13 protein-coding genes are annotated in these 10,977 nt (G+C 58.7%); 12 read left to right on the plus strand and 1 reads right to left on the minus strand.

The features are described 5' to 3' along the window. The 12 genes from A7D21_RS32695 to A7D21_RS32740 form a co-directional block, all read left to right on the plus strand. Positions 1 to 975 (plus strand): phage tail tape measure C-terminal domain-containing protein (locus A7D21_RS32695; protein ID WP_305885090.1); only part of this gene is annotated, 975 nt, incomplete at its 5' end. Continuing rightward, on the plus strand, positions 975 to 1,325 hold the full coding sequence (locus A7D21_RS32700; RefSeq protein ID WP_069553724.1) for a phage tail protein: 351 nt from the start codon (positions 975 to 977) through the stop codon (positions 1,323 to 1,325). The genes A7D21_RS32695 and A7D21_RS32700, both read left to right, overlap by 1 nt. 48 nt (positions 1,326 to 1,373) lie before the next feature. Next, positions 1,374 to 2,078 carry a phage minor tail protein L gene (locus tag A7D21_RS32705; protein WP_069553725.1) on the plus strand — a complete coding sequence of 235 codons (705 nt, stop codon included), beginning with the start codon at positions 1,374 to 1,376 and terminating at the stop codon, positions 2,076 to 2,078. A 2-nt stretch (positions 2,079 to 2,080) separates the two neighbouring features. Continuing rightward, the gene (locus tag A7D21_RS32710) at positions 2,081 to 2,863 is read left to right on the plus strand and encodes a C40 family peptidase (RefSeq protein ID WP_069553726.1); all 783 of its coding nucleotides are present in this window, start codon (positions 2,081 to 2,083) and stop codon (positions 2,861 to 2,863) included. Further along, on the plus strand, positions 2,860 to 3,447 hold the full coding sequence (locus tag A7D21_RS32715; RefSeq protein ID WP_069553727.1) for a tail assembly protein: 588 nt from the start codon (positions 2,860 to 2,862) through the stop codon (positions 3,445 to 3,447). Before A7D21_RS32710 ends, A7D21_RS32715 begins: the two co-directional genes overlap by 4 nt. 52 nt (positions 3,448 to 3,499) lie before the next feature. Next, a complete protein-coding gene (locus tag A7D21_RS32720; RefSeq protein WP_069553728.1) occupies positions 3,500 to 7,138 on the plus strand; it encodes a host specificity protein J in 3,639 nt (1,212 codons plus the stop codon). Next, on the plus strand, positions 7,135 to 7,476 hold the full coding sequence (locus A7D21_RS34960; RefSeq protein ID WP_083272290.1) for a hypothetical protein: 342 nt from the start codon (positions 7,135 to 7,137) through the stop codon (positions 7,474 to 7,476). Before A7D21_RS32720 ends, A7D21_RS34960 begins: the two co-directional genes overlap by 4 nt. Before the next feature lie 6 nt (positions 7,477 to 7,482). Next, entirely contained in the window at positions 7,483 to 8,130 is a 648-nt protein-coding gene (locus A7D21_RS34965; protein ID WP_083272291.1) for a hypothetical protein, read from the plus strand. A 46-nt stretch (positions 8,131 to 8,176) separates the two neighbouring features. After that, positions 8,177 to 8,899: a pyocin knob domain-containing protein gene (locus tag A7D21_RS32725; RefSeq protein WP_141718312.1), complete on the plus strand. Its 723-nt coding sequence runs from the start codon at positions 8,177 to 8,179 to the stop codon at positions 8,897 to 8,899. Positions 8,900 to 8,901: 2 nt separating this feature from the next. After that, entirely contained in the window at positions 8,902 to 9,285 is a 384-nt protein-coding gene (locus A7D21_RS32730; RefSeq protein ID WP_069553730.1) for a hypothetical protein, read from the plus strand. Between the two features lie 56 nt (positions 9,286 to 9,341). Beyond that, a complete protein-coding gene (locus A7D21_RS32735; protein ID WP_069553731.1) occupies positions 9,342 to 9,875 on the plus strand; it encodes a glycoside hydrolase family 19 protein in 534 nt (177 codons plus the stop codon). Continuing rightward, positions 9,872 to 10,387: a lysis system i-spanin subunit Rz gene (locus A7D21_RS32740; protein WP_069553732.1), complete on the plus strand. Its 516-nt coding sequence runs from the start codon at positions 9,872 to 9,874 to the stop codon at positions 10,385 to 10,387. The genes A7D21_RS32735 and A7D21_RS32740 overlap by 4 nt, the downstream gene beginning before the upstream one ends. Here the strand turns inward: A7D21_RS32740 and A7D21_RS32745 are convergent. Beyond that, entirely contained in the window at positions 10,368 to 10,721 is a 354-nt protein-coding gene (locus tag A7D21_RS32745; RefSeq protein WP_069553733.1) for a hypothetical protein, read from the minus strand. The genes A7D21_RS32740 and A7D21_RS32745 overlap by 20 nt on opposite strands. Positions 10,722 to 10,977 lie beyond the last annotated feature (256 nt).

The following is a 10,977-nucleotide window of genomic DNA, read 5'->3' on the forward strand; positions in this document are numbered from 1 at the left end:
ACGCCGGAGCTTTACGCCAGTGAAACCCAGGTTCTTCAGGATGAGCTGAATAAGCGTCTGCTAGCGCAGGAGAACTTCTACGCCGCGACGGACGAGCAGCAAGCCAACTGGATGAATGGTGTCAACGAGGCGTGGGCCAACTATGCCGATGCTGCGCGGGACTATTCGGCCCAAGCCATGGACATCACCAATACGGCGCTGAGCGAGGCCACGGGTGGTCTGGGCACGTTTTTTTCGGACGTGGCCAGCGGCGCAGAGGATGCAGGTGACGCTCTGGGCGACATGGTCGGAAATTTCGCCAAGTCGATGCTCAAGGCCTTGGGCGACATGGCGGCACAGTGGCTGATCTACCAGGGTGTGCAGTTGCTCGTTGGCAAGGCAACCCAGGTCGGAGCTGCTACCGCGCTCGGAGCAAATGCTGCGGCGATGTCGCTGCAGGCGGGGCTTAACGCGTATGCGTCGACAGCGGCTATTCCGATCATAGGTCCAGCAGCTGCGCCTGCCGCGATGGCTACAGCACTGACCGTCACCGGCCCCCTGGCGCAGGCGGTTGGTATGACTGCCCTATCGGGTATGGCGCACGACGGCATCGACTCGGTTCCAGAAGACGGCAGCTGGTTTCTGCAAAAGGGCGAGCGGGTTACCACAGCTCAAACCAGCGCGAAGCTGGATGCAATGCTGTCCAGGATCGACAACAACCTGAGCGGCGCGCAGCCCGTTGCGCGTATTGGAGTTGGCAGCCTGGAAACGGCAGGCAATGGCCGGGCGGCGCTGGTCGGGTCTTCTGCTGACCCAGCACCAAGCGGCCCCGCGCAAATCGTCTTCAGCGCCCAAGTCACCGTTCAGGCCCAGCCAGGGATGAGCAGTCAGGATGCGCAGATGCAGGGTGATTCTATCGGAGCTGCACTGGAAGCGCGCATGGGCAAGTTCCTGGATGCAGAAATGCGCCAGGGTGGCCGGCTGTGGAGGCGGTGATGGCAGAGACATTTACTTTCGACGTTGAGGCCGGGGCCGACGGTGACGTCAGCCAGCGCACTTGGGAAAACACGTTCGGTGACGGGATAGTGCAGGCCGGTGGTATTGGCATCAACACCAAGAGCCAGGTGTGGAACCTTGTGCACACCGGCGAGGACTCGGCGGGCGAAGAGCTGCCTGAACTGATCAAGTTCCTTGATCGTCACGAGGGCTATAAGGCGTTTCGCTACTCGCCCCCCGGGGAGCCGGAAGGCTGGTACCGATCCAACGGATACAAGAAGAAAGCGCTGGGCGCGAACATCTATACCGTCACCTTCTCAGTGAAGCAGGTGTTCAACCCCCGACCCTAACCCTTATCGATCCCCGCCCTGTGCGGGGATTCTTGTTTGTGGGGCCTCATGATTTACAACTCCGATCTTCAAAGGCTGGAGCCTGGAAACCAAATCAGGCTCTACGAGCTGGACGCTACGCGTCTGGGTGCCACGATCTGGCGATTCCACGGGCACGCCCATGAGGGCGACATCATCTGGCAGGGCCAGCTCTACTCGCCGTTGCAGATCGAGGCCAAGGGCTTTGACATCCGTGGCGACGGCAGGCCGGCCACGCCCACGCTGCAGGTGGACGATGAGCTCGGCGGGGTGCGCGGCGCAATCACCGCGCTGTGCTTCCAGTTCCGTGACCTGGCTGGCTCAAAGGTCAAGGTCATTGAAACGTTCCGCCACTTCCTGGATGCGGCGAATTTCCCAGAGGGCAATCCGGAAGCCAGCAACCAGAGCAGGACGAACCTCTGGTTTATAGAGCAGAAGACTGAGGCGCTGCCCAGCATCTCGGTTACGTTCGCGCTGTCGAGCCCAACCGACATGGAAGGGCAGATGCTGCCCGCCCAGCAGATTACCAAGCTGTGCAGGTGGGCTTGCCGTGGCGGGTACCGGCAGGAGGCCTGTGCCTATACCGGCACCGCGATGTTCGACAAGAAGAACCAGCCGACTGATAACCCCGCGCTGGACCGCTGCGGCGGCTGGTGGAGCAGCTGCAAGCTCCGGGGCAATACCCGCCGCTTCGGTGGGTCCATGGGCGCGAGCCTTATCGCGCGATCGAGGTGACCATGCGCATCAATAAAAAACTGCAGGACGAGATCCGCGCGCACGCTGAGCGTGTCTACCCGGCAGAAGCCTGCGGCGTGCTTATCAAGTCAGCCGCCGGCCGGGAGTATGTGCCTTGCGCGAACCTGGCCACGACGCCGCGCGAACACTTCCAGATCGATCACAAGGACATGGCCGCCGCCGAAGATCGCGGTGACGTGCTGGCGATCATCCACAGTCACCCCGATAAGGCGCCGACACCGAGCATGGCGGACCGGGTCAGCTGCGAATTGCACGAACTGCCCTGGGGCATCGTGGGCTGGCCCGGCGGGGACTTCGAGTGGTTCAAGCCAGCTGGCTTCCAGGCTCCGCTGCTGGGCCGCGACTTCTCCCATGGCCTGTTGGACTGCTGGGCAGCCTGCCGTGACTGGTACGCCCGCGAGGCCGGCCTGGATCTCCCGAACTTCGAACGCACCGACCTGTGGTGGGAGAAGAAGGAAGGTCCAAGCCTCTACGAAGACAACTTCGCGGCGGTCGGCTTTTACCAGGTGAGCGAGGCACAGCGCGGCGACATGCTGGTGCTGCAGGTGCCAACACCGGGTCGGGAATGCTACTTCCCAAACCACGCCGGCATCTACCTCGGCGACCAGCCAGCGCTGAATAGTGAGCCAGCGCCGGCGCTCGGCGGCTTTGGCCCGTTCATTTATCACCACATGGCAGGCCGCCCGGCGGCGCGCGAGATCTACGGCTGGTCGATGGCCAGCCGGGTGCGACTGATCCTCCGGCACAAGGACTACCGCCCATGACAATGCGCACCATCAAACTCGGCGGGGTGCTGGGCAAGAAGTTCGGCAAGGAATACCAACTCGACCTCTACGGCATCCATGACGCAATGACAGCGCTCTGCATGATGAAGCCAGGCTTCGAGAAGTTCATGCGCAGCACCGAAGAGCGCGGCATGGTCTTCGCGGTGTTTGTCGACGAGCGAAACATCGGCTCCGAGGAGCTGGGGATGGTTGGCCGGACCGAGGGCGACATTCGGATTCAGCCAATCATCCAGGGCAGCAAGCAGGCCGGCCTGTTCCAGACAATTCTGGGCGTTGCGCTGATCGTCGGCGGCCTGTTCACCGGCGGCACGTCTTCAGCCTTGGGCATGGGCCTGCTGGCCGCCGGCGCGGCGGTTGGCCTGGGCGGTATGGTTCAGATGCTTTCGCCGGCCACCACGGCCACCACTGACAACCAGAACGACGACGGCAACAATCCAAGCTATGGCTTCGGCGGCGCCGTCACCACCATCGCTCAGGGCAACCCATACCCGTTGCTTTACGGCGAGCGCGAGATCGGCGGTGCGGTGGAGTCGGGGGGGATCTACACCCAGGACAACATCTGATCCAACCAATACCACAACCCGCCTCGGCGGGTTTTTGCATTCTGGAGGGCGCATGAGCGCAGTAGCAAAGAAGGCGCCCAGCGCAATCACCCCCAAGCGCCGTGCCGTGCACGGCGGCAAGGGCGGCCAGGCCAAAGAGAAAAAGCCAAGCATCGCCCAGAATAGCGTGCCGTCGATATCCACCGCGCGCATCGTTTATATGTGGAGCTGGGGGCCAATCGTGGGCCCTGTCAACGGTCTGCGCTCGGTCAAGCTCGACGGAACACCGATCCAGAACGAAGACGGTACGATCAACTACCCAAGCGTTAAATGGCAGTTCCGCAACGGCGATCTAAATCAGGAGCGGCTGCAAGGCATCACTGAGGCCAGCAACGAGATCGACGTCAAGCAGGAGTTGATCTTTGGCACGCCTTGGCTGCACACCGTCACGAACCAAGTCGCTGACGCAGTGCGAATCCGCCTTAGCTGGCCAGCACTTCGCAGCCAGGACGCCGATGGAAACATCAACGGGGTACGCATCGATTACGCCGTGGACATTGCGACTGACGGCGGCCCCTACGTAGAGGCCTTGGTGTCTTTCGTCGATCGTAAGAACGTCACCGAGTATGAGCGAGCTCACCGCCTGGAACTTCCAGGCGGCAACCGCTGGACTGTCCGGGTTCGCCGGCTCACGCCGAACGCGAACTCTGACCTGGTGGTCGACCAGATGGTGGTCAAGGCGATTGCCGAAGTAGTCGACAGCGATCAGGAATATCCGCTTACCTCGGTCAGTGCCATCGAGTATGACGCCCAGACATTCGGCGGTGATATCGCCAAGATCGCGGTATTGATGCGAGGCCGCATCGTTCGCGTGCCGAGCAACTATGACGCGTCGACGCGCTCGTACGCGACGTCGGGCACCGGTACCAGTAACGGAATCTGGGATGGCACTTTCAAAGAGGCCTACACCAACAACCCGGCGTGGATCTTCTATGACCTTGTGCTGCACCCTTACTACGGCCTGGGCGATCGCATCGATGCCACCATGGTTGATCGCTGGTCGCTTTACCGGATTGCGCAGTACTGCGATCAGATGGTGCCAGACGGCAAAGGCGGCATGGAGCCGCGCTTCACCTGCAACCTTTACCTGCAAAAGCAGGCCGAGGCCTACGCGGTTCTGCAGGACCTGGCATCGATCTTTCACGGCCTTGCCTACTGGGACGGCAGCCAGATCGTGGTCAACGCCGATATGCCCGGCGACCCGGTATACACCTACAACCAAACTCAGATCCTGAACAACGGCGCCATCAAGTACGAGGGCACCCGCGCGCGCGATCGCCATACGCTTTACATGGTGGCCTGGGACAATCCGGATCAGGGCTTCGAGACCGACAAGGAGCCAGTGTTCGACGATGAGGCGATGGTAGAGCTGGGGGGCATCGTCCGCGAAACCTCCGTCAGCGCTATCGCATGCACATCGCTGGGCCAGGCTCAGCGCGCTGGCCAGTGGGCGGCGATGACCGAGAAACTACAAACCCAGGGCGGTGTCCTGCGAGTCGGCTTGGATGGCGGAATCCCCAAGCCTGGCCAGGTCATTGCAGTGGCCGACCCTATGCTGGTGGGCAGAGATAACGGCGGCCGGATTTCCGCCGCCGCCGGCCGCGTGGTGACCCTTGACCGGGACACCGTAGTGCCGGTGGGCGCGCGCTTGATGGTGAACCTGCCCAGCGGGAAGTCCGAAGCCCGGGTGGTCAAGTCGGTGGCCGGCCGCGCCGTTACCGTGATGGCAGACTTCAGCGAGCAGCCGGTTGCAGAAAGCGGCTGGATCCTCGATTACGAAGACCTGAAGCTGATGCAGTTCTACGTCCGCAACGTCACGCGGCCGGAGTGGCACCAGTACCAGCTCGAGGTCATCCAACACGACCCGAGCAAGTTCCCAGCGATCGATAACGGTGCCGTAGTGGATACCCGGCCAATCACCGGCATACCCGTTGGCACGCAAGATGCTCCGGCGCGTGTAATGTTGAGCCAGCACGTCGTGATAGAGCAGGGTATCGCGGTGACGGTCATGTCCATCGCGTGGGATGCGGCCCCGGGGGCCGTGGCTTACGACGTTGAATGGAAGTGGGGCGCGCGCGAATGGATCAGGGTACCGCGTACCGCAGAGCAAATGGTTGACGTGCGCGGGATCTACTCCGGACAATACATGGCCAGGGTCCGGGCGGTGAGCGCGCTTAATGTTTCCTCGATCCCGACCACATCTGCGCTGACGAACCTTGAAGGCAAGGTCGGCCTGCCCCCGGCGGTGTCGTTCCTGCGCACCACCAGCGAACTGTTCGGGATCAGCATCAAGTGGGGCTTCCCTGCTGGCGCCGAGGACACGCAACGCACCGAGCTCTGGTATGGCCCTGCGAACAACTTGCAGGCGGCAACAAAGCTGGCCGACCTGGCTTACCCGCAGGCCGACTACCGCATGCAGCAGCTGCTGGCGGGCGCAACGCTGTTCTTCTGGGCGCGCCTTGTGGATCGCACCGGCAACATAGGTCCGTTCTACCCCATCGTGAATGGTGTGATGGGGCAGGCCAGTTCGGACGCTGGACCGATCCTCAACATGCTGGCAGGTAAGGTCAGCAAGACAGAGCTTGGCCAGGACTTGCTGAGCGATATCAACAAAATCCCCGGCCTTCAGGACCAGATCGATGCGCTCGACGACGTCCTGTTGTACGACTCGGCGAAGACATACGCCGTTGGAGATACCGTGCGCCAGGGGCAGCGGCTCTATCAGGCCATTGCCAGTGTGCCAGTCAACAAAGCGCCACCGAATACCGCGTATTGGTTGGACGTGGGGCAGACGATTGGCTCGGTTGGCGCTTTGGCGCAGCAGGTCGCGACCAACAAAACCAGCATCGAAACCGTTGACGGCAAGGTAACCGCACAAGGCTCAACGCTGAATGTGCTGCGCGCCGCCACCAGAGGGGAAAGTGGCAATGGCGACAAGATAGATGCCCTGAAGGGTTGGGCCAGCACCGCAGCAATCGCCACCCAACAAAAGGTTGTCGCTGCAAACGAAGAGGCATCGGCACAGCGCCTCACGACAGTGGACGCCAAGATCAATCAAAACGCTGCCAATGTGACGCTCTTGGAAAGCGCGGTGGCTAACAACAAGCAGGCAAGCGCACAACAAATTGTCCAGCTCAGCGCAGAAGTGAAGGACGGTGACGCGACAAATAAGTCGCTGATCCAGCAAACCTCGTCCGCCCTCGCTACAACTAATGACAAGTTGTCGACTTTGTGGTCGGTGAAGATGGAAACCGCGGCTGGGGGGCAGAAGTATGCCGCATCGTTTGGCCTGGGCCTTCAGGTGGATCCGTCCGGCGTGTCTTCGCAGTTCGTGGTAAGGGCTGACACGTTCATGCTGCTGAACCTCGCAAACGGCACGCCGGTATCGCCGTTCGCGGTAACTGGTGGGCAGACGTTCATCCGGGATGCGTTCATTCAGGACGGCACTATTACCAACGCTAAGATTGGTAACTACATCCAGTCCAACAACTATGTTGCTGGGCAGACTGGCTGGAAGTTGTTCTTCGACGGCACGTTCGAAATGAATGGCGTAGTTCCTGGGCAGGGCCGATCAATGATGACGAATCGTTCTCTTAGGTTCTGGGACACAAACGGTGTCAAGCGTGTTCAAATTGGAGATCTGAACGAATGAGTTCCGGCATTAGAATTTGGGGCGCTGCTGGTAATCTTCAGCTTGATGAGAATAGCTTTACTGTTAGAGTGGTTTATTCCGCACTAGTTACCAGTATTGGTCAAGCTGATCGAAGTTTATTTATACCAATTGCCGGAGTTAAGCCTTCTACTCATGCTGGAGTTTGTTTGCCGAACGCTGCATGGTCAAATAGCAACGGCAGTCAAAGCCCGCAAACTTCGCAGTATGATGCTGAAATAGTTGACGGTGGTGTACGCGTTTGGTTTGGAAATAGAAATCAGCCAACCGGCAGAATTGGTAACAGCACACAAAGAGTTCTGGTATTCAAATATAGGTGAGACGATATGTCTTTTGGCTTGTTATTTACGAATACCTCCGATGTTGTAACATTGGACTCCGAATATTCAAGATTGGTTATCTTGTACTACGCAAGGTTCGGAGAGGGAGGCGTTAAGGGGGCCGTTTTTAAGGCGCCTATTACATCCCAGGAGCCCCCTCTTATTTTTGCTAAGCCCGATGGTAATGGTGTTTTTCAGTGGGTGCGCTTGCTAGGTGGACCTGGTAACTGGACTGGTTTTTTAAATGAATCCACCACTACTGTAGGCACGTATTTTCTCGCGGTATATGAGTCGACGCCGACAGCTAGTTTTGGTATGCGTCTATGGGGAGGCGATAATAAACTGTTGTTTGATAGCGGTACTCCTTGCGCTCAGATTACGAGGTTTATTACAAGCTGGAATCTAATAAGCTATGTGAACCCCTCGCCCGGCCTGTGGATTTACACTTGGAATACTGATGCGCCATTAAGCGCTGGGGATTATATGCTAATTAATAACATTGCATTTGATATTCCGTGCAATAGCACCTATGGCAAGCTTAGTTGTAGTTGGAACTATCAAAGTAATAAGGTTTCAGCGCAGGTGCAAAATATTGGCGATTTAAATCCTAACTCTTTCTTTGTTCCTCTTATGTTCGCAAAACCAATAATCTAATTTTATAGCCAAGTCTCTATAAAGGCTTGAGCTGATTTTTATTGTCTTGGAGAAAATTATGGTTTGGCAAAGGGCAGGAACAGTTGCCGTCGTAACTGGTAGCACCACCGTTATTGGCACAAACGTGGATTTTGCCGCCAGTAGTCGGAATGGCGATGCTTTCGTCGGTCCGGACGGAGCAACCTATGAGCTGGCTAACGTTGCCAGTTCCTCCGTGATCTCGATCCTGCCTGCATACAAAGGTCCGTCAGTCAGCGGCGCCGCCTACGCCATTGTCCCCGTACAAGGCTACGACAAGATGCTGTCGGACGCCTTTAACAACTTGAACAACCAATTTGGGCCTAAGCTGGCGGCTCTTGGCACAACTGGGAATTATGAAGTACTGCCATTTAGTAAGGGGGGGACAAATTCAACAAGTCAGGCTGGTGCGCTCCAGAGCCTTGGGCTTGATGTAACGAAGGCCGCCGTTTCGGCAAGTGGTGTTGGTGTTGTTATTGCGCCTTTAAGATCAAATATCTTTGATGCGCCAGGTTCTGGTTTTACTTCAGTAAATCCTCAGGCGACGCCAAACTCCGATGCACCAGGCTCAGGCTATGGCGTATTGCTACAGGGTCAGTACAACTCAAGTACTTATTCGCAGATTTTCCTTGATTCGCTGGATCGTAATTTCTATTACAGAAACCCCGCATCAGGCGCGTCCGTCTGGCTGAAGGTCTACCACACCGGAAATACCACTCGTGCCTCTGATGGCACCTTGAAGGCAATCTAACCATGACAAGAGCAGCAATCAATATCCTTGGCGCAACGGGCGCTACCTATGACTTCGTAACCCAGGGCGATACCGCTGTGACATCATCGCGATTGTCGAAGGGTGTTTATCAGATTGCCGGCTGCCTAGGCATGGTTCCATTCCCGCCGGTGGACGACGGCTGGGGCTACACGGTCAATCAGATCGACTCACGAGCAGACGTTGAAATCGAGTTTGCCGACGGGCTGCTGACTGTGACGGTGACCAAGGCAGGCGTGCCTTACGATCTGAAACACATGATAACGCTCCATATCCTGGTGCCCGATGCGGCGCCATCATTACCCCCAACAATTCAGGCCTCTGCCGATATCGCCGAGCAAGCCTCAGCGGGAGAAGCTGAGGGCTAAAGCCTGCCTGAACGCCACGTCCGCCTTGAGCGGTTTTTTTTCGCCTGGAGAAAAGCATGCCGATCACCGAGCAGCAACTGCTGCAGATCCTCCCGAACGCCGGCCGCCAAGCCGGCGTTTTTGTTCCTGCACTGAACACCGCCATGAACCGCTACGGAATCGTGGGCACGGCGCGGGTCGCCGCATTCATCGCCCAAGTCGGGCATGAGTCCGGCCAGCTGCGCTACGTGCGCGAGATCTGGGGCCCCACGGCGCAGCAACTTACGTACGAAGGTCGTGCTGACCTGGGCAACACCGTCAAGGGTGACGGCTCGAAGTATCGTGGGCGTGGACTTATCCAGATCACCGGCCGGGCTAACTACGCGGCGTGCAGCGAAGCCCTGGGCCTGGACCTGGTCAACAATCCGGAGCTGCTCGAGCTGCCAAAGCACGCCGCGATGTCGGCGGCCTGGTTCTGGTCAGCGCGCGGGCTGAACACGCTGGCGGATCAGGGCGACTTCGCGAAGATCACCCGGCGTATCAACGGCGGGCTCACCGGCCAGGACGATCGCCAGGCGCTGTACGACAAGGCGCTGAAGGTGCTGGCGTGACGCCGGTGCAGAAGTTGGCCGGGATGGTGCTGCTGATCCTGGTACTGATGGCGGTATCTGCTGGTGCTGCCTGGCAGGTGCAGGGTTGGCGCCTGGGCAAGCAGCTCGCCGAGCAAGGTGCAGCACATCAGAAAGAACTCGACGCGATTACCAGTGAGGCCTGGCGTCAGCAGCAGGCCGAGCAAGACAAGCGCTTGGCCACTGAGCATCAGCTCGCCACCCAGGACCAACAACACACCAAGGAATTATCCGATGCCCAGCGCAACCAGGCTCGCCTGCGTGACCAGCTTGCTACTGCTGATGTCCGGCTGTCAGTCCTCCTTGCCGAGGATCCAGCCAGTGGCTGCAACATGCCTTCCACCTCCGGCGCCGTCGGCGTGGTTCATGCAGCCCGTCGACTCCAACTTGACCCATCGCATGCTCAAAGAATTATCGCCATCACCGACGACGGGGATAACGCCGTAATCGCGTTGCGGGCGTGCCAGGCGTACGTCAGGGCCGTGGCTCGGTGACTTTCCTAAGTTCGTCGTGTAGCCGCTGATTCTCCCTGAGCAGGTAGTCGCGCTGTTCGGCGACGAGCTTCATGCCCAGGATGGCCGGTTCTGAGCATCGCTCTTTGAGCTCTACGATCTCGGCCAGCGCCTTCTTCAGGACTGCCTGCGCCTCGGCCTTGCCGGTGGCCAGCGCGTCATTCATCTGGACGAGCCCGGCGATGTTCTTCCGGGCCTTGCGCAGCAGCGCCTGAGTCTCGCTGAGCTCGTCCTCCAGCAGAGAGCACTGGTGCTTGTACATTTCCAGGGGCGTAGGGCAGCCAAGCCACGCTGAGGTGTCTTCGTCGATGTTCATGGTGGGAAACTCAAGTGCTGTATGCGCATACAGTAGTTGAGGTGTAACAGATTTGGGAGTGGTGTTCGTCGGCAGGACGCCGGTGGTGGGATTTCGCTTGTGAATTTCTTCCCCAAAACGCAACCGTTTGGACCAATGTTTATTGGGTTCAGAAGAGTCGCAAAAGTGGGTGTTTTTTGATGGTGTTTAATGGGTCAAGGCCTTGATATTAAAGGCCTTGAGCGTTTCTTATGCCGCATCCCAGGCTTTGATGCCG

This window comes from Pseudomonas sp. AP19 (genome assembly GCF_001728855.1).
Lineage (GTDB): Bacteria > Pseudomonadota > Gammaproteobacteria > Pseudomonadales > Pseudomonadaceae > Aquipseudomonas > Aquipseudomonas fluorescens.

Coding starts and splice junctions, on each gene's coding strand:
- A7D21_RS32745 (WP_069553733.1), bottom strand. CDS start 10,721: ATGAACATCGACGAAGACACCTCAGCGTGGCTTGGCTGCCCTACGCCC.
- A7D21_RS34960 (WP_083272290.1), top strand. CDS start 7,135: ATGAGTTCCGGCATTAGAATTTGGGGCGCTGCTGGTAATCTTCAGCTT.
- A7D21_RS32705 (WP_069553725.1), top strand. CDS start 1,374: ATGATTTACAACTCCGATCTTCAAAGGCTGGAGCCTGGAAACCAAATC.
- A7D21_RS32720 (WP_069553728.1), top strand. CDS start 3,500: ATGAGCGCAGTAGCAAAGAAGGCGCCCAGCGCAATCACCCCCAAGCGC.
- A7D21_RS32715 (WP_069553727.1), top strand. CDS start 2,860: ATGACAATGCGCACCATCAAACTCGGCGGGGTGCTGGGCAAGAAGTTC.
- A7D21_RS34965 (WP_083272291.1), top strand. CDS start 7,483: ATGTCTTTTGGCTTGTTATTTACGAATACCTCCGATGTTGTAACATTG.
- A7D21_RS32730 (WP_069553730.1), top strand. CDS start 8,902: ATGACAAGAGCAGCAATCAATATCCTTGGCGCAACGGGCGCTACCTAT.
- A7D21_RS32710 (WP_069553726.1), top strand. CDS start 2,081: ATGCGCATCAATAAAAAACTGCAGGACGAGATCCGCGCGCACGCTGAG.
- A7D21_RS32700 (WP_069553724.1), top strand. CDS start 975: ATGGCAGAGACATTTACTTTCGACGTTGAGGCCGGGGCCGACGGTGAC.
- A7D21_RS32735 (WP_069553731.1), top strand. CDS start 9,342: ATGCCGATCACCGAGCAGCAACTGCTGCAGATCCTCCCGAACGCCGGC.